Origin of the sequence: Spongiactinospora rosea (assembly GCF_003315795.1) — a bacterium.
In the GTDB taxonomy this organism is placed as follows: domain Bacteria; phylum Actinomycetota; class Actinomycetes; order Streptosporangiales; family Streptosporangiaceae; genus Spongiactinospora; species Spongiactinospora rosea.
Map to the genome: position 1 here is coordinate 622,565 of NZ_QMEY01000001.1, position 17,370 is coordinate 639,934.

20 protein-coding genes are annotated in these 17,370 nt (G+C 69.7%); 17 read left to right on the forward strand and 3 right to left on the reverse strand.

Features of this window, described 5'->3' with window-relative positions; translation table 11 throughout:
• Positions 1 to 25: 25 nt before the first annotated feature.
• Positions 26 to 1,009 (forward strand): c-type cytochrome biogenesis protein CcsB, encoded by a 984-nt coding sequence (gene ccsB, locus DP939_RS03240; RefSeq protein WP_113978677.1) that lies wholly within the window; start codon positions 26 to 28, stop codon positions 1,007 to 1,009.
• Between the two features lie 14 nt (positions 1,010 to 1,023).
• Here ccsB and DP939_RS03245 read toward each other — a convergent pair whose 3' ends face one another.
• Positions 1,024 to 1,323 (reverse strand): PLDc N-terminal domain-containing protein, encoded by a 300-nt coding sequence (locus tag DP939_RS03245; protein ID WP_225878016.1) that lies wholly within the window; start codon positions 1,321 to 1,323, stop codon positions 1,024 to 1,026.
• Positions 1,324 to 1,470: 147 nt separating this feature from the next.
• On the opposite strand from DP939_RS03245, the gene DP939_RS03250 reads away from it, so the two are divergent.
• Positions 1,471 to 2,439 carry a hypothetical protein gene (locus DP939_RS03250; protein ID WP_113978679.1) on the forward strand — a complete coding sequence of 323 codons (969 nt, stop codon included), beginning with the start codon at positions 1,471 to 1,473 and terminating at the stop codon, positions 2,437 to 2,439.
• Positions 2,440 to 2,460: 21 nt separating this feature from the next.
• Entirely contained in the window at positions 2,461 to 2,700 is a 240-nt protein-coding gene (locus DP939_RS03255; protein WP_113978680.1) for a hypothetical protein, read from the forward strand.
• 96 nt (positions 2,701 to 2,796) lie between these two features.
• On the opposite strand, the gene DP939_RS03260 is transcribed toward DP939_RS03255, so the two are convergent.
• Positions 2,797 to 3,036: a BldC family transcriptional regulator gene (locus tag DP939_RS03260; RefSeq protein WP_111165463.1), complete on the reverse strand. Its 240-nt coding sequence runs from the start codon at positions 3,034 to 3,036 to the stop codon at positions 2,797 to 2,799.
• Between the two features lie 302 nt (positions 3,037 to 3,338).
• On the opposite strand from DP939_RS03260, the gene DP939_RS03265 reads away from it, so the two are divergent.
• Positions 3,339 to 3,560, forward strand: a complete 222-nt coding sequence (locus DP939_RS03265; RefSeq protein WP_263972295.1) for a hypothetical protein — start codon at positions 3,339 to 3,341, stop codon at positions 3,558 to 3,560.
• On the opposite strand, the gene DP939_RS03270 is transcribed toward DP939_RS03265, so the two are convergent.
• Complete coding sequence (locus DP939_RS03270) at positions 3,457 to 4,707, reverse strand: hypothetical protein (RefSeq protein ID WP_225878017.1); 1,251 nt, start codon at positions 4,705 to 4,707, stop codon at positions 3,457 to 3,459. The two genes, DP939_RS03265 and DP939_RS03270, sit on opposite strands and share 104 nt — an antisense overlap.
• 98 nt (positions 4,708 to 4,805) lie before the next feature.
• Between DP939_RS03270 and DP939_RS03275 the strand changes: the two genes are divergently transcribed.
• The 13 genes from DP939_RS03275 (at position 4,806) to nuoK (ending at position 17,348) form a co-directional block, all read left to right on the forward strand.
• Positions 4,806 to 5,531 carry a demethylmenaquinone methyltransferase gene (locus DP939_RS03275; protein ID WP_113978682.1) on the forward strand — a complete coding sequence of 242 codons (726 nt, stop codon included), beginning with the start codon at positions 4,806 to 4,808 and terminating at the stop codon, positions 5,529 to 5,531.
• A 123-nt stretch (positions 5,532 to 5,654) separates the two neighbouring features.
• Positions 5,655 to 6,929, forward strand: a complete 1,275-nt coding sequence (locus DP939_RS03280; protein ID WP_113978683.1) for a geranylgeranyl reductase family protein — start codon at positions 5,655 to 5,657, stop codon at positions 6,927 to 6,929.
• Between the two features lie 127 nt (positions 6,930 to 7,056).
• Positions 7,057 to 7,416, forward strand: coding sequence for an NADH-quinone oxidoreductase subunit A (locus tag DP939_RS03285; RefSeq protein WP_111165459.1), 360 nt, complete (start codon positions 7,057 to 7,059; stop codon positions 7,414 to 7,416).
• A 2-nt stretch (positions 7,417 to 7,418) separates the two neighbouring features.
• The gene (locus tag DP939_RS03290; protein ID WP_113978684.1) at positions 7,419 to 7,967 is read left to right on the forward strand and encodes a NuoB/complex I 20 kDa subunit family protein; all 549 of its coding nucleotides are present in this window, start codon (positions 7,419 to 7,421) and stop codon (positions 7,965 to 7,967) included.
• Between the two features lie 59 nt (positions 7,968 to 8,026).
• Positions 8,027 to 8,674, forward strand: coding sequence for an NADH-quinone oxidoreductase subunit C (locus tag DP939_RS03295; RefSeq protein WP_199564953.1), 648 nt, complete (start codon positions 8,027 to 8,029; stop codon positions 8,672 to 8,674).
• A complete protein-coding gene (locus DP939_RS03300; protein WP_113978685.1) occupies positions 8,671 to 10,011 on the forward strand; it encodes an NADH-quinone oxidoreductase subunit D in 1,341 nt (446 codons plus the stop codon). Before DP939_RS03295 ends, DP939_RS03300 begins: the two co-directional genes overlap by 4 nt.
• Complete coding sequence (gene nuoE / locus DP939_RS03305; RefSeq protein WP_113978686.1) at positions 10,008 to 10,682, forward strand: NADH-quinone oxidoreductase subunit NuoE; 675 nt, start codon at positions 10,008 to 10,010, stop codon at positions 10,680 to 10,682. The genes DP939_RS03300 and nuoE overlap by 4 nt, the downstream gene beginning before the upstream one ends.
• Positions 10,679 to 11,965, forward strand: coding sequence for an NADH-quinone oxidoreductase subunit NuoF (gene nuoF / locus DP939_RS03310; RefSeq protein ID WP_113978687.1), 1,287 nt, complete (start codon positions 10,679 to 10,681; stop codon positions 11,963 to 11,965). The genes nuoE and nuoF overlap by 4 nt, the downstream gene beginning before the upstream one ends.
• On the forward strand, positions 11,962 to 14,373 hold the full coding sequence (locus DP939_RS03315; RefSeq protein ID WP_113978688.1) for an NADH-quinone oxidoreductase subunit G: 2,412 nt from the start codon (positions 11,962 to 11,964) through the stop codon (positions 14,371 to 14,373). The genes nuoF and DP939_RS03315 overlap by 4 nt, the downstream gene beginning before the upstream one ends.
• 58 nt (positions 14,374 to 14,431) lie before the next feature.
• Positions 14,432 to 15,793 (forward strand): NADH-quinone oxidoreductase subunit NuoH, encoded by a 1,362-nt coding sequence (gene nuoH / locus DP939_RS03320; RefSeq protein WP_113978689.1) that lies wholly within the window; start codon positions 14,432 to 14,434, stop codon positions 15,791 to 15,793.
• A complete protein-coding gene (gene nuoI, locus DP939_RS03325) occupies positions 15,780 to 16,295 on the forward strand; it encodes an NADH-quinone oxidoreductase subunit NuoI (protein ID WP_113978690.1) in 516 nt (171 codons plus the stop codon). Before nuoH ends, nuoI begins: the two co-directional genes overlap by 14 nt.
• Positions 16,288 to 17,055, forward strand: coding sequence for an NADH-quinone oxidoreductase subunit J (locus tag DP939_RS03330; protein WP_113978691.1), 768 nt, complete (start codon positions 16,288 to 16,290; stop codon positions 17,053 to 17,055). The genes nuoI and DP939_RS03330 overlap by 8 nt, the downstream gene beginning before the upstream one ends.
• On the forward strand, positions 17,052 to 17,348 hold the full coding sequence (gene nuoK / locus DP939_RS03335; protein WP_113978692.1) for an NADH-quinone oxidoreductase subunit NuoK: 297 nt from the start codon (positions 17,052 to 17,054) through the stop codon (positions 17,346 to 17,348). Before DP939_RS03330 ends, nuoK begins: the two co-directional genes overlap by 4 nt.
• Positions 17,349 to 17,370: the final 22 nt, after the last annotated feature.

Genomic DNA, 17,370 nt, shown 5'->3' on the forward strand with positions numbered 1-17,370 from the left:
CCCATCACACCTTCCGGAGGTGAACATGCCCGCTGAGGTCGACACCGGTCTCGCCACGCTGAGCGACCAGCTCGTGCTGGTGACGGTGCTGCTCTACGTCTTCGCCATGATCGGTTACGCGCTGCACCTGGGCTTCGGCCGCAGCTCGGTACGGCAGGCGGCCGCGGTGCGCGAGCCCGCGCTGGTCGGCGCGGGCGCGTCCGTGTCCGTGCCCGTGTCCGAAGCCGCTCCCGCAGCCGCGCCCACAGGCGATGACACGGCGGGCCCCCGATGGCCGGCCCGTGCGGGGTTCATCGCCCTGGTGCTGACCTGGCTCGGCTGGGCCGCCAACGCCGGATGCCTGGTCACCCGGGGGCTGGCGGTGGGCCGCTGGCCGTGGGCGAACATGTACGAGTTCGTGGTGGCCATCTGCCTGGCCACGGTGACCGCGTACCTGGTGCTGCGCCACAAGTTCCCGCAACTGCGCTTCCTGGGCGCGTTCGTCGCCGTGGCCGCCGCGCTCTCGCTCGGCTTCGCCGTACGCTACCTGCACGTCCAGGCCGGTCCCGTGCAGCCGTCCCTGAACTCCTACTGGGTCGCCATCCACGTCAGCGCGGCGATCATCGCGAGCGGGCTGTTCATCGTGGGCGGCGTCGCCGGCATCCTCTACATGTTCCGCAAGGAAGGCCGCCCCTCCCGGCTGCCCACCCGCGCCGAGCTGGACCGCATCACCAACCGGGTGGTCGTGCTGGCCTTCCCGATCTGGACCTTCGCGGTCATCGCCGGGGCGATGTGGGCCGACAAGGCGTGGGGACGCTACTGGGGCTGGGACCCCAAGGAGATCTGGGCGTTCATCACCTGGATCGGCTACGCGGCCTACCTGCACGCCCGCGCCACCGGCGGATGGCGGGGCAGGGCGGCCATGGTGGTGCAGCTCGTGGCCTTCGGCTGCCTGCTGTTCAACCTGGTCGGCGTCAACATGTTCCTCGGCGGGCTGCACTCCTACGCCGACATTCCGGGCAGCCCCTGACGATCGGCCGGGGCTCAGTCCTCGTCGCGCAGGCGGCGGTCGAGGTCCTTCAGGAACTCGGGGTCGTCGTCGGGACCGCGCGGGGCCGCGGGACGGGCGGTCTCGCCCGGCCCGCCCTCCGGGCTGAGCGCGATGGGCGTCCGCGGCCGGCCGAGCAGCAGCCACAGCAGGCCGCCGACGGCGAGCAGGAGCACCACGATGAGCACCCACAGCACCTTGGGGAGATTCCTGGTCTCTTCCTCGGGCGTCGTGATGACGTCGAAGAGGCAGTAGAGCCAGAAGGCCAGCAGGGCCAGGCCGAGAACCATGGGCATGCCCGCAGCGTAAGCCATCGGCGCGGGTGGTGCGTCCATCACGGCGAGTCAGGTTGCGGACACCGTACTGCGCGGACATTTCGGATGACGGGCCGGGCCCGGCGTCGTACCGTGGATGCGCGAACCGTGGGGCGATGAAGGGGCGCGATGGCGCATTCGGGCGAGAAGGGGCGGCACCGGCGGGGCACCCGCTGGTGGCAGCGCGGGCCGTACGCCTCGCCGTACCGCGGCGAGACGGTACGCGAGGGCGAGGGGTCACGAGAGCGCCAGGAGAGCACGCGGGAACGCGCCGACCCTTGGGAGGCGATCAGGGCGTTCCCCAGCGAATATCCGGCCGGGTTCCACACCGGCCACCACAAACCGCGCGAGGTGCCCGGCGAGCAGGAGGAGGTACGCCGGGGCGGCGGCCGGTCGGTCGCCGCGGGCGGCTACCGCCCGCAGTACACCTGGCGCGACTTCGAGCTGGACGACGAGCAGCCGAGGGCCCAGCCCAACTCTCCGGAGTCGCCCGACCTTGGCGACGGGCTACAGCACTGTGGCGCCCTGGAGAGCATCCTGCACCGGCAGTGGGACTCCTGGAAGGGGGTTCCCTCCCCGGAGGCCGTACGTGCCGTTGAAAGCCTCGCGAAGCTGCCGGAGCGGCTGAAGGAGGTGCTGGCCGCCGGGCTGGACGGCATCTACGTGGGCCCCGGCGGCGTCCCCGACCTCGACGACATGGGCTACCTGCGCGGCGCGCCGCTGCCCTCGGGACGGGCGACCTGGGACATCTGCGCGGGCGCGTACGGCGACCGCAAGATCGTCGTGGGCGACCGGCCCTCGCCGACTCCCGACGTGATGATGCACGAGGTGGGCCATGCCCTCGACGACATCGACTCGCGGCCGGGGGAGTGGGTCTCCGACTGCCCCGAGTTCGTCGCACTGTACGAGGCGTGCGAGCCGCTGCTCTACTCCGCCTTCCACCGGCAGCCGGCCGGACTGGGGCGCAAGGAGTTCTTCGCCGACGCCTTCGCCGCGATCGCCTCGCGCCAGCGTCCCGCGCTGGTGGACATGCTGGGCGGCGACACGCGGATGGCCCTCAACGTCATGCTGTTCTTCAACCGGCGCTACGGAATCTAGGGGCGTGGAAAGGTCACGATCATGAACGTCATCCGGCTCGCGGACGGGACACTGCGCGTACCGCAAAGCCTGACAAGCGATGACGGTCGCCTGATCGGCAACGCTTACGTCGATCTGTCCCCTGGCGACCCCGAGTACGACCGCTGGCTGCCCGAGGCGCTGACCGAGGAGGAGTGGCATGAGCGCCGTCGTCGTTGGCAGGAGGAGAACGACGACCTCGAACGTGAGTTCCTGGCCTTCAAGGCCGAACACGAAGGATGAACGGCCCCCCGAGCCCGTCCACCTGACACGGTGACCCTGCGGCCTCCTGTTGGGTGCGCAGGGATCACCGTGCTGACGATTCGTGTCAGATCATCGTCAGACGCGCGGGGACTCGCCACTCGGCCGGTCGGCCGTGAGAACATCCTCGCCGCGAAGGAGGGCGTGCACTTCCGATTCACGGAAGCGACGGTGCCCTCCGGGGGTGCGAATGCTACTGATACGGCCGGCGGCCGCCCAGCGCGTCACCGTCTTCGGATCTACCCGGAAGAGGGCGGCAACCTCGCCGGGTGTCAGCAGACGCTCGCTGCTACTCTCCACGATCTCTCCCCCTCGCATCCCGCCTCCTGCCAGCGGGCGGACAGGTAACCAGTGTGCCGAGCGAAGCCTGTTATATCCGTGCTTTTCAGCAAAGATCACGGGTTGTTATAGGCCGACTGCCCGATTGTTATATGATAGAGCCTCTTTGGGGCTCTCATGGGTGTTTCTTTACGAAAGGCGGTGTTGGGGAAGACTAGCAGCGCTCGCGCCCGATGCGAAGTGCGCTCGCTGCGCGGGAAGAGTGACGTAACCTCGACGCTGTGCGTGCCCTACTCGTTTACACCGCGTCCAGGCTGGGTCTGTTCGCCGTGGCCTTCTGCGTGCTCTACCTGCTCGGCCTGCGCAGCTGGCCACTGCTGCTGATCATCTCGTTCGTGCTCAGCGGCCTGGCGAGCTACATCCTGCTCTCCGGGCAGCGCGACGCCGTCAGCGCCCGCCTCACGAAAGAGGGAACATCCCGACCCGCGCATGGTACTCCCGGCCAAGACGGGTCGTATCGCTCCCGACCAGCAGACCGCGAGGATGCGGAAGAAACGCCTTGACGCCGATCCCCCGGTCGCGGGTGGGGTTCCAGCGCAGGGCCTTGCCGCTGACCGGGTGGATCGCCCCGATGCCCGGCCGGGCCACGGCGCCCGTCCCGGCGTCGTTGTGACCTCGGGGGTTGTCCAGCCAGCGCTGGTGGCCGCCGACGTAGACCGCCGCGCCCGTCACCGCCACCGAATACAGCGAGTCGCCGCCGGTGTGATTGACCCACGTCGGTTTGATCGTGTCACCCCGGGAGAAAGTCTCGAATCTGGCGGCGCTGTCGCACAGTTTCCGCGACCCGCCGTACCCGCCTGTCGTGACGACCACGAAGTAGTCGCCGCGCGGTGAGAAATCCAGGCCCCGCACGTAAGTCGGAAACTGATCGTTGCAGGCGGGTTTGTAGGCCTCGCTGCGCCAGGGGGCGACGGCCGGGGCCGGGCGGCCGATGTCGATCAGCCCGAGCTGCGGCCTGGACAGGCCGTCCAGCGTGGTGAACGCGCCGTCCACGGCGAGCCGGGAGCCGGCCGCCGCCAGCGCGAGCACCTTGGTCCGGCCGCTGACCGGGTCACCCGGAGTGACCGTGAACGCCGGGTCGGGCGCGCCGGTGACCGGATCGAGGCGGGCCAGCGCGGTACGCGCGCTGCGGCCGACCCTGGTGAAGTCGCCGCCCGCGTACAGGCCGGTCTGATGGATCGCCAGCGCCAGGACCCCGCCGCCGGACACCCGGGGCCGGAAGCCGGAGAGGGCCGCGCCGTCCGACACCCTCAGCCGCGCCAGGGCCGGGCCGCCGCCACCGGCGGAAGTGAACGACCCGCCGGCGTAGACCGTGCCGTCGGGGCCGGGGACCAGCGCGTGGACCGGTCCGTTGACCATCGGCGCGAAGCCCGGCAGGACCCGGCCGCTGGCCAGGTCGAAGGCGAAGAGGTTGGAGCGGTCGAAGACCGGGCCGCGCCGGTCGGCGTCGCGCACCTCGCCGAACGAGCCGCCGACGATGACCGTGCGGCCGACCAGGGCGATGGCGTTGACGATGCCGTCGAGAACGTGCGGGGTGTGGTCGGCCGGATCGGCCGAGACGACCTTGCTGTGGGCGGTCCGCGCCGGAGGGAAGGGCGGGGGGACGGCCAGGCTCAATGCGGTGAGGACCGCTGCGGTGGGGACGAGCACTCCCTTATAGGTACCAGACCGAACGTAGCCGTGTCGCTACTTTCCGTTGGCGGCTTCCCGCCGCGTGCCGCCCAGGGCCAGGCCGTACGCTTGTCCGCATGACCCGCGCATCGTTGGACAAGCAGCCGCACGAGGTCGCCGCCATGTTCGACCGGACGGCGCGGCGCTACGACCTGGTCAACGACGTCATCTCGGCGGGGCAGGTCAGGCTGTGGCGCAAGGCCACCGCGGCTGCGGTGGACGCCGGGCCCGGCGAGCTGGTCCTCGACCTCGGCGCGGGCACCGGCACCTCGACCGACACCTTCACCAAGCTCGGCGCGCGGGCCATCGCCTGCGACTTCTCCATGGGCATGCTCGCCACCGGGGTGCGCCGGCGCGGGTCCTCCGGCCTGAACGGCGGCGGCGTGCGCGGGGTGAGCTTCGTCGCGGGCGACGCGATGCGCCTGCCGTTCGCCGACGAGACCTTCGACGCGGTCACGATCTCGGTGGCGCTGCGCAACGTGCACGACACGGTGGCCGGGCTGCGCGAGATGCTGCGCGTGACCAAGCCGGGCGGGCGGCTGGTGATCTGCGAGTTCTCCCATCCGCCGTTCAGGCCCTTCGACCTGGTCTACTCCCAGTACCTGATGCGGCTGCTGCCCCAGGTGGCCAAGGTGTTCGGCTCCAACGACGACTCCTACGAGTATCTGGCCGAGTCGATCCGCGACTGGCACGACCAGGCGGCGCTGGCCGGGCTCATCCAGAAGGCCGGGTGGCGCGAGGTCGCCTGGCGCAACCTGACGTTCGGCATCGTCGCCCTGCACCGCGCGCGCAAATCAGGGTAGGGGACCGGCTGTCACCTCTTGTGTAAAACGCGTTAGACTTCACGCCGACAAGTTTGTGAAGAGCTTCACAAAGGAACGAGGCCGCACCCAAGGCCGCCCAGCGTGTAGGACAGGACAGGTCCCGTGACCGAGCCAGCCGCCGCACAACGCAGCGCCGACATTGACGCCGACGTAATCGTCGTCGGCGCCGGGCCCGCCGGTTCCACCACGGCGTTCTACCTCGCCCAAGCCGGGCTTGAGGTTCTGTTGCTGGAAAAGACGACCTTCCCCCGGGAGAAGGTCTGTGGCGACGGCCTCACCCCGCGCGCGGTCAAGTCGTTGATCGCGATGGGCATCGACATCGACGGTCCCGGATGGAGCAGGAACAAGGGCCTCCGGGTCGTGGGCGGAGGCCGGCGCTTCGAGCTGGAGTGGCCGCAGCTCACGTCCTACCCCGACTTCGGGCTGGTCCGCGTGCGCAAGGACTTCGACGAGATCCTCGCCGCCAACGCGGTCAGAGGCGGAGCCAAGCTGCTGCAGGGGGTCAACGTCACCGGCCCGCTGCTCGACGACCGCAGCGGCCACATCGTCGGCGTCACCGCCAAGAAGGACGGCGAGCCGGTCACCTACCGATCCCGCCTGGTGGTCGGGGCCGACGGCAACTCGGCGCGGCTGGCCCTCGGCATGGGCCTGCACAAGCGCACGGACCGGCCGATCGGCGTCGCGGTGCGCACCTACTTCGAAAGCCCCCGCCACGACGACGACTTCCTGGAGATCTGGCTGGAGCTGTGGGACGGCTCGACGCTGCTGCCCGGCTACGGCTGGGTGTTCGGCGTCGGCGACGGCACCAGCAACGTCGGGCTCGGCCTGCTCAACACCAGCGACAAGTTCAAGGACGTCGACTACCGCGACCTGCTGCATCGCTGGGTCCGCAACATGCCGCCCGAGTGGGGCTTCTCCGACGACAACATGCGCGGCAAGGTGCGCGGCTCCGCGCTCCCGATGGCCTTCAACCGCCAGCCCCACTACACGCGCGGCCTCGTCCTCGTGGGCGACTCCGGCGGCATGATCAACCCGTTCAACGGCGAGGGCATCGCCTACGCCATGGAGAGCGGCGAGGTCGCCGCCCGGACGATCGCCCAGGCCCTGCCCCGGTCCACCCCTGCGCAACGAGAGCGCCTGCTGCGGGCATACCCTGGTGTGCTGAAGGAGGCCTATGGTGGCTACTTCACGATGGGCCGGCTGTTCGTCGAGGCGATCGGCAAGCCCGGGGTGATGAACTTCGCCACCCGGCACGCGCTGCCGCACCCCCGGTTGATGCGGTTCGCCTTCAAGCTGCTCGGTAATCTGACCGACCGGCGAGGAGACGCGGGAGACCGCATCATCAACGCCCTGTCGAAGGTCGTGCCGTCGGCATGATCTCCGTAACGCCCCCGCGACTGGAACGAATGACGATGATCGCCCTGCCTAGACCTGCACGACACATCACGACCGACCGCGCGCCCCGGCACGAGGAGCGGGGACACGCGGAGATGGGAGCGTAGCGATGGAGCTTTATGTGCCCATCCTGGTGCTCGCCGTGCTCGCGGCGGGGTTCGCCATCTTCTCGCTGACGATCGCGCCCTTCACCGGTCCCAAACGCTGGAACCGCGCCAAGCTCGACGCCTACGAGTGCGGCATCGAGCCGACGCCCCAGCCGGTCGGCGGCGGGCGATTCCCACTGAAGTACATGATCACGGCGATGTTGTTCATCGTCTTCGACATCGAGATCATCTTTCTCTATCCGTGGGCGGTCGCCTTCGACGCTCTCGGCGTGTTCGGGCTGATCGAGATGCTGCTGTTCATCGTGACCGTGCTTGTGGCCTACGCGTACGTGTGGCGCCGCAAGGGCCTGGATTGGGACTGACAATGGGACTTGAAGAGAAAATCCCCAGCGGATTCCTGCTCAGCACGGTTGAGGCACTGGCCGGCTGGGGCCGCAAGAACTCGGTGTGGCCGGCGACCTTCGGCCTCGCGTGCTGCGCCATGGAGCTGATGACGGCCGGCAGCCCCACCTACGACCTGGCGCGCTTCGGCATGGAGCGGGCCTCGGCGACGCCCCGGCAGGCCGACCTCATGATCGTCGCTGGTCGGCTGTCCCAGAAGATGGCGCCGGTGCTGCGCCAGATCTACGACCAGATGGCCGAGCCCAAGTGGGTCATCGCGATGGGCGTGTGCGCCTCCAGCGGCGGCATGTTCAACAACTACGCCATCGTGCAGGGCGTCGACCACGTCGTGCCCGTGGACATCTACCTGCCGGGCTGCCCGCCGCGGCCGGAGATGCTGATGGACGCGATCGTCAAGCTGCACGACAAGATCCAGAACACCAAGTTCGGAGCGCACCGCGCCAAGCAGATCGACGAGCTGGAAAAGCGCGCGCTCCGCTCGCTGCCGCTGATCCACCAGGGGGCATCGTGACCGGTAACCCGCCCGCCAACCTCCCGGGCCTGCCCGAGGAGCCGGTGGCCCGCACCGGAATGTTCGGCGCGACCGGCACCGGTGACACCTCCGGGTACGGCAAACTCGTGGTGCGCCGCGCGCCCAAGCTGTCCACCCCCCGCCCGTACGGCGGGCCGGTCGGCCCGTCCGGGCGCGGCGACTTCGACGACATCGCCGACCAGCTCGAACGCGCCCTCGGCGGCGACCTCAGCGAGGCCGTGGAGAGCGTCGTGGTCGACCGCGGCGAGCTGACCTTCCACGTCAAGCGGGAACGCCTGCTGGAGGTCTGCCGGCACCTGCGCGATGACCCGGCACTGCGCTTCGAGCTGTCGCTCGGCGTCTCCGGCGTGCACTACCCGGACGACGCCGGGGCCGAGTTGCGCGCGGTGATCCACCTGTGTTCGATCACCCACAACCGCAGGCTGCGCGTCGAGTGCGCCGCCCCCGACGCCGACCCGCACGTGCCCTCCACGGTGGAGATCTACCCCACCCACGACTGGCACGAACGCGAGGCGTACGACCTCTTCGGCCTGATCTTCGACGGGCACCCGGCGCTGACCCGGATCCAGATGCCCGACGACTGGGAGGGGCACCCGCAGCGCAAGGACTACCCGCTCGGCGGCGTCCCGGTCGAATACCGCGGCGCCGAGACCCCCGCGCCCGACGAGAGGAGGTCGTACGCATGAGCACGGCATACGACAACGCCCAGGAAGAGGCGACGGAAGGCAAGGTCTACACCGTCACCGGCCAGGACTGGGACGAGTTGGTCGCCGCGGTCGCCGGCTCCGACGAGGAGCGCCTGGTCATCAACATGGGCCCGCAGCACCCCTCCACGCACGGCGTGCTGCGGCTGGTGCTGACCCTCGACGGCGAGACGGTGATCGAGGCCCGCACGGTCATCGGTTACCTGCACACCGGGATCGAAAAGAACATGGAGTTCCGGACGTGGACGCAGGGCACCACGTTCGTGACCCGGATGGACTACCTGGCGCCGATCTTCAACGAGACGGCGTACTGCCTGGCGGTCGAGAAGCTGCTCGGGATCACCGACCGCATCCCGGAGCGGGCCGACGTGATCCGGGTGCTGATGATGGAGCTCAACCGGATCTCCTCGCACATGATGGCGATCGCCACCTTCGGCATGGAGCTGGGCGCCACCACGCCGTTCCTGTTCGGCATCCGTGAGCGGGAGATGGTGCTCGACCTGTTCGAGTACATCACCGGCCTGCGCATGAACATGGCCTACATCCGGCCGGGCGGCGTCTCGGTCGACCTGCCCGCGGGCACGGTCGACAAGATCGGCGAGTTCCTGAAGATCATGCCGAAGCGCATCTACGAGATGCGCAAGCTGCTCGACGCCAACCCGGCCTACCTGCGCCGCACCAAGGACGTCGCCTACCTCGACCTCACCGGCTGCATGGCGCTCGGGGTGACCGGGCCGATCCTGCGCTCGGCGGGCCTGCCGTGGGACCTGCGCAAGTCGCAGCCCTACTGCGGCTATGAGACCTACGACTTCGACGTGCCCACCGAGAAGACCTGCGACGTCTACGGTCGCTACCTGGTGCGGATGTCGGAGATGGAAGAGTCCCTCAAGATCATCGAGCAGTGCCTCGACCGTCTCGCGGGCCCCGATCTCAAGGGCAAGCCGGTCATGATCGAGGACAAGAAGATCGGCTGGCCCGCGCAGCTCGCGCTGGGCCCCGACGGGTTCGGCAACTCGCCCGACCACATCGCCCACATCATGGGCACCTCGATGGAGGCGCTGATCCACCACTTCAAACTGGTGACCGAGGGCTTCCGGGTGCCGGCCGGGCAGGCGTACGCGGCGGTGGAGTCGCCCCGCGGCGAGCTCGGCGCGCACGTCGTCAGCGACGGCGGCACCCGCCCCTACCGGGTGCACTTCCGCGACCCGTCGTTCACGCACCTGCAGGCCGTCCCGGCCACGTGCGAAGGCGGTATGGTCGCCGACGTCATCTCGGCGGTCGCCTCGCTCGACCCGATCATGGGAGGTGTGGACCGATGAGCCGTGGATTCTCCCCGGAGACCAGGGAACGGCTGGAGCGCGACGCGAAGGAGATCATCGGGCGTTACCCCAAGCCCCGATCAGCGCTGCTGCCGCTGCTCCACCTGGTGCAGGCCGAGGAGGGCTACGTCTCAGACCGCGGCGAGGAGTTCTGTGCCGAGATGCTGGGCCTGGCCAAGGCCGAGGTCGTCGGCGTGTCCACCTTCTACACGATGTACAAGCGCAAGCCCGTCGGCGAGTATCACGTCGGTGTGTGCATCAACACGCTGTGCGCGGTGATGGGCGGCGACCAGATCTGGGACGAGCTGAGCGAGCACACCGGCGTCGGCCACGACGAGTCGACGCCGGACGGCAAGGTCTCCCTCGAACGCATCGAGTGCAACGCGGCCTGCGACTTCGCCCCGGTGATGATGGTCAACTGGGAGTTCTTCGACAACCAGGACCCGGCCTCGGCCAAGCAGCTCGTGGACGACCTGCGGGCCGGCAAGCAGGTCACGCCGACCCGCGGGCCCAAGCGGCTGTGCACGTTCAAGGAGGCGTCGCGGGTGCTGGCCGGGTTCCCCGACGACCTCGCCGGCGACGGCCCCGCGGCGGGCGCGCCCTCCCTGGAGGGCCTGCGCATCGCCAAGGAGAACGGCTGGACGGCTCCCGCTAAGGAAGACAGCGAATGACCACCCTGACACCGGTCCTGACCCGCAACTGGGACCAGCCCGACTCCTTCACCCTGCGGGGCTACGGAGACTACGCCGGGGCCCGCAAGGCGCTCGGCATGGATCCGGACGCCGTCATCCAGGCGGTGAAGGACTCGGGCCTTCGCGGACGCGGCGGCGCGGGCTTCCCCACCGGCCTGAAGTGGGGCTTCATCCCGCAGAACGACGGCAAGCCGCACTACCTGGTGGTCAACGCCGACGAGTCCGAGCCGGGCACGTGCAAGGACATCCCGCTGATGATGGCCAACCCGCACGCGCTGGTCGAGGGCATCATCATCACCTCGTACGCGATCCGGGCCGCCCACGCGTTCATCTACGTGCGCGGCGAGGTGCTGCACGTGGTGCGCAGGCTGCGCGCCGCCGTACAGGAGGCGTACGACGCGGGCCTGCTCGGCACCGACATCCTCGGCTCCGGCTTCGACCTCGAACTCACCGTGCACACCGGCGCGGGCGCCTACATCTGCGGCGAGGAGACGGCGCTGCTCGACTCGCTGGAGGGATATCGCGGGCAACCTCGCCTCAAGCCTCCCTTCCCGGCGGTGGCGGGGCTCTACGCGTGCCCCACTGTCATCAACAACGTCGAGTCGGTGGCGAGCGTTCCCAGCATCGTGACCAACGGCCCCTCCTGGTTCTCCTCGATGGGCACCGAGAAGTCCAAGGGCTTCGGCATCTTCTCGCTGAGCGGCCACGTCACCCGGCCGGGCCAGTTCGAGGCCCCGCTGGGCATCACGCTGCGCGAACTGCTCGACATGGCGGGCGGCGTGCGGGCCGGGCACCGGCTGAAGTTCTGGACGCCGGGCGGGTCCTCCACGCCGATCTTCACCGAGGAGCACCTGGACGTGCCGCTGGACTTCGAGTCCGTCGGCGCGAAGGGCTCGCTGCTCGGCACCCGGGCCCTGCAGATCTTCGACGAGACCACCTGCGTGGTCCGCGCGGTGCTGCGGTGGACCGAGTTCTACGCGCATGAGTCCTGCGGCAAGTGCACCCCCTGCCGGGAGGGCACCTACTGGCTCAAGCACGTGCTCAAGCGGCTGGAGAGGGGCGAGGGCACCGAAGAGGACCTGAGCACCATCACCGACATCGCCGACAACATCGTGGGCCGGGCGTTCTGCGCCCTCGGCGACGGCGCCGCCGCGCCGATCCACTCGTCGATCAAGCACTTCCGCGACGAATACCTCAAGCACTTCGAAGTGGGCGGCTGTCCGTTCGATCGTGCCGCGTCCACTGTCTGGGAGAACGCATGACCATCCAGGCGACCGCAGGAGGCGCGGTCGAGCAGCCGGTAGACCTGGTCAGCCTCACCATCGACGGGTTCCAGATCAGCGTGCCCAAGGGCACCCTGGTGATCCGCGCCGCCGAGCTGCTGGGGATCCAGATCCCGCGGTTCTGTGACCACCCGCTGCTCGATCCGGTCGGCGCCTGCCGCCAGTGCCTGGTCACCGTCGAGGGCATGCCCAAGCCCGCCGCCTCCTGCACCACCACGTGCACCGAGGGCATGGTGGTGCAGACCCAGCTCACCAGCCCGGTCGCGGAGAAGGCTCAGCGCGGCGTCATGGAGATGCTGCTGATGAACCACCCGCTGGACTGCCCGGTCTGCGACAAGGGCGGCGAGTGCCCCCTGCAGAACCAGGCGATGTCCAACGGGCAGGGCGAGTCCCGGTTCCAGGAGGACAAGCGCACCTTCGAAAAGCCGATCCCGCTGTCCACCGAGGTGCTGCTGGACCGCGAGCGCTGCATCCAGTGCGCCCGCTGCATCCGCTTCTCGGACGAGATCGCGGGCGACCCGCTCATCGACTTCTTCGAGCGCGGGGCCAAGGAGCAGGTCCGGACGGCCGACGGCGAGCCGTTCCAGAGCTACTTCTCCGGCAACACCGTCCAGATCTGCCCGGTGGGCGCGCTCACCGGCGCGGCGTACCGCTTCCGGGCCAGGCCGTTCGACCTGGTGTCCACGCCGAGCGCCTGCGAGCACTGCGCGAGCGGCTGCGCGATGCGCACCGACCACCGCCGCGGCAAGGTCACCCGCCGGCTGGCCGGCGACGACCCGCAGGTCAACGAGGAATGGAACTGCGACAAGGGCCGCTGGGCCTTCGCCTACACCACCCAGCCGGACCGGCTGCGCAGCCCGCTGATCCGTGACGAGGAGGGCAACCTCGTCCCCGCGTCCTGGCCGGAGGCCCTGGCGGCCGCCGCGGCCGGGCTGTCGCGGGCCAAGGGCCGGACCGGAGTCCTGGTCGGCGGCCGGGTGACCGTCGAGGACGCCTACGCGTACAGCAAGTTCGCCCGGATCGCGCTGGCCACCAACGACATCGACTTCCGCGCCCGCCCGCACTCGGCGGAGGAGGCGCAGTTCCTCGCCCACGCCGTGGCCGGCAAGGGCATCGAGACCTCCTACGCCGACCTGGAGAACGCCCCGGTCGTGCTGCTCGTGGGCTTCGAGCCCGAGGAGGAGTCGCCGATCGTGCAGCTCCGGCTGCGCAAGGGCGTGCGCAAGCGCGGCCTTTCGGTCTACAGCGTCGCGCCGTTCGTGACGCCCGGCCTGCGCAAGCTCTCCGGCACGCTGCTCCAGGCCCTGCCCGGCGCCGAGGCCGACGTGCTCGGCGGCCTGGCCGGCGGCGACCACCCGCTCGCGGAGGCGCTGAAGCGCCCCGGCGCGGTGGTGCTGGCCGGTGAGCGCCTGGCCGCACTGCCCGGCGCGCTGTCGGCCGTGGCCCGGCTGAGCGCCGCCACCGGCGCCAAGCTCGCCTGGATCCCGCGCCGGGCCGGTGAGCGCGGCGCGCTGGAAGCGGGCGCGCTGCCCAACCTGCTGCCCATCGGGCGGCCGGTCGCCGAGGCCGAGGCCCGCGCCGAGGTCGCCCGCGCCTGGGACGTCGCCACGCTGCCCGCCACCCCGGGCCGCGCGACGGCGCAGATCCTCGCCGCCGCGCTGGACGAGCAGCTCGACGCGCTGCTGGTCGCCGGTGTCGACCCCTACGACCTGCCCGACCCCGACGCGGTGCTCGCCGCGCTGGAGAACACCCCGTTCATCGTCAGCCTCGAACAGCGGGCGAGCGCGGTCACCGACCGCGCCGACGTGGTGCTCCCGGTGGCCACCACCACCGAGAAGGCCGGGACGTTCGTCGACTGGGAGGGCCGCGGCCGCACCTTCGCGGCGGCCATCAAGACCCCCGGCGTGATGAGCGACCTCGCGGTCATCGGCGCCATCGCCGACCACATGGACGTGCATCTGGGGCTGCCCGACGAGGCCGCCGCCCGCCGCGAGCTGGGCTCGCTCGGCGCGTGGCGCGGCACTCGGGCCGCCGCGCCCACCGTCTCCGGCCGGCTCGCGGGCGAGCCGCAGGCCGGTGAGGCCGTGCTCGCCACCTGGCACCACCTGCTCGACGCGGGGCGGATGCAGGACGGCGAGCCGTACCTCGCGGGGACGGCGCGGGCCAGTGAGGCGCTGGTGTCCGCGGACACCGCGGCGGAGATCGGCGTCGCCGACGGCGGCAAGATCTCCGTGACCACCGACCAGGGCTCGATCCGGCTGCCGGTGCGCGTCGCCGACGTCCCCGGCCGGATGGTCTGGCTGCCGGCGAACTCCGCCGGCTGCTCGGTCACCCGCGATCTGCGGGCCGGGGCCGGCGACATCGTCAAGATCGGGAGCGCGTCATGAGGAGCGGTGAGCTACCGATGCGGGAGGAATCCCAGATGAGCGGAGCGGTGAGGGACCGATGAACGCGATCCGAGTGCTCGCGGCGCCCGAGCCCGCCCTGCCGAACGTGCAGAGCTTCGGCCACGACCCGCTGTGGATCACGATCATCAAGGCCGTGGCGATCTTCGTGTTCCTGCTGCTCTCCGTCATGTACGGGGTGTGGATGGAACGCAAGCTCATCTCCCGCATGCAGCACAGGTACGGCCCCAACCGGGCCGGTAAGTTCGGCCTTCTGCAGTCGATCGCCGACGCGCTGAAGATGGGCTTCAAGGAGGACCTCTACCCCAACAAGGTGGACCGGTTCCTCTACGCCATCGCGCCGGTCATCCTGGTGGTGCCCGCGTTCATGGCGTTCTCGGTGATCCCGTTCGGGCCCACCGTGTCCATGTTCGGCGAGCAGACGCCGCTGCAGCTCACCGACCTTCCCATCGCCGTGCTGTTCGTGCTGGCGATGGCCTCGATCGGCGTGTACGGCATCGTGCTCGCCGGGTGGTCCTCGCGCTCGCCGTACGCGGTGCTGGGCGGGCTGCGCTCCAGCGCGCAGGTGGTCTCCTACGAGATCGCGATGGGTCTGTCGTTCGTGGGCGTCTTCCTGTTCGCCGGGACGCTGTCCACCTCCGAGATCGTCGCCAAGCAGGCCAGTGGCGGCACCTGGGAGGTCCTCGGGCTCAGCATCCCGATGCCGTCGTGGTACGTGGTCATGCTGATCCCGTCCTTCCTGATCTACGCGATCACCATGCTGGGCGAGACCAACCGCGTGCCCTTCGACCTGCCGGAGGGCGAGGGCGAACTGGTCGGCGGCTACCAGACCGAGTACAGCTCCTCGCTGAAGTTCGCGCTGATCCAGATGGGCGAGTACGTCAACGTGTTCGTCGTCTCGGCGGTGTCCATCACGCTGTTCTTCGGCGGCTGGCGGGCTCCGTGGCCGATCTCCCTGTGGGAGGGCGCCAACGTCGGCTACTGGCCGCTGCTGTGGTTCTTCATCAAGCTGGTGCTGGTGTTCGGCGGATTCATCTGGGTGCGGGCCTCGATGCCGCGCATCCGGTACGACCAGCTCATGGCCTTCGGCTGGAAGGTGCTGATCCCGCTGAACCTGGCGTGGATCATGCTGGTGGCGACCGTCCGTGCCTTCCGCATCGAGGGCGCGGACCGCACCGCGCTGTTCACCATCGCGGCGCTCGTGGTGGTCGGCTGCCTGGTGCTGTTCTTCCGCTTCGACACCGTGCTCCAGCGCCGCCGCGAGACCAGGGCGGAAGAACTCAAGCAGGAGTTCGAGCTGCTCGAAGAGCAGCCGGCCGCGGGAGGCTATCCGGTGCCGCCGCTGGACCTGCCGCACTACCACGGCGCGGACCGCAAGGAGATCTCCAGTGGGATTCACTGATTGGTTGAACCCCGTCAAGGGCTTCGGGGTGACCTTCCACCATATGTTCAAGAAGCCCCTCACGGTGCAGTACCCGGAGGAGAAGCGGCCCACCGCGCCGCGCTTCCACGGCCGCCACCAGCTCAACCGCTGGCCGGACGGGCTGGAGAAGTGCGTCGGGTGCGAGCTGTGCGCCTGGGCGTGCCCGGCCGACGCGATCTTCGTGGAGGGCGCGGACAACACCGAGGACGCCCGGTTCTCCCCGGGGGAGCGGTACGGTCGCACGTACCAGATCAACTACCTCCGGTGCATCCTGTGCGGCCTGTGCATCGAGGCGTGCCCGACTCGCGCGCTCACCATGACGAACGAGTACGAGCTCGCCGACGACAGCCGGGAGAGCCTCATCTACACCAAGGAGATGCTGCTCGCCCCTCTCGGTCCGGGCATGGAGACCCCGCCGCACCCGATGCGCCTGGGGGACACCGAAGAGGACTACTACCGGCTTGGACGCAACAATGGGTGAGACCATCACGTTCTGGGTGCTCGCGGTCGTCTCCGTGTCCGCGGCGCTCGGGCTCGTCCTCAGCCGCAAGGCGGTCTACTGCGCGCTGATGCTCGGCGTGGTGATGGGCTCCCTGGCGGTGCTGTACGCGGTGCAGGGGGCGCCCTTCCTGGCGGCAGTGCAGATCATCGTCTACACCGGCGCGGTGATGATGCTCTTCCTGTTCGTCCTGATGCTGGTCGGCGTCGACTCGACCGACTCGCTGGTGGAGACGATCAAGGGGCAGCGCTTCTGGGCGATCGTGGCGGGCCTCGGCTTCGCCGCGCTGCTCGGCCTCGCGGTCGGCAACGTCGCCTTCGCCCCGCCGGCCGGTCTGGGCGGCGCGACCTCGCAGTACGGCGGTAACGTCCAGGGTCTCGCGCAGCTCATCTTCACCCGCCACGTGTTCGCCTTCGAGGTGGCCTCGGCCCTGCTGATCACCGCTGCGCTGGCCGCCATGGTGCTGGCCCACCGCGAGCGTGCCAAGGCCAAGCCCACCCAGAAGGACCTGGCGAGGGCTCGTTTCGCCGGACCGCACCCCACGCCGCTGCCCGGCCCTGGCGTCTACGCCAGGCACAACGCCAACGACATGCCCGCGCTGCTGCCCGACGGCACGGTCTCGGAGCTCTCGGTCAACCGGATCATCGCCCGGCACGACGTGCAGGAGGGCAGGCTTCCGGAGGACCCGAGGCTGGCCGAGGCCATCAGGCAGGCCGTCGAGGTTGAGGAGGAGAGCAAGTGACGACGCACTATCTGGTGCTGTCCGCCCTGCTGTTCGCCATCGGCGCGGTCGGCGTGCTGGTACGGCGCAACGCGATCGTGATCTTCATGTGCGTGGAGCTGATGCTCAACGCCTGCAACCTCGCGTTCGTCACCTTCGCGCGGCAGCACGGCAACCTCGACGGCCAGCTCATCGCGTTCTTCGTGATGGTGGTGGCGGCGGCCGAGGTCGTGGTCGGCTTGGCGATCATCGTGACGATCTTCCGAACCCGCAGGTCGTCGTCGGTGGACGACGCCAACCTGCTGAAGTACTAAGAGGTGCCGAGTGGAACCCGCT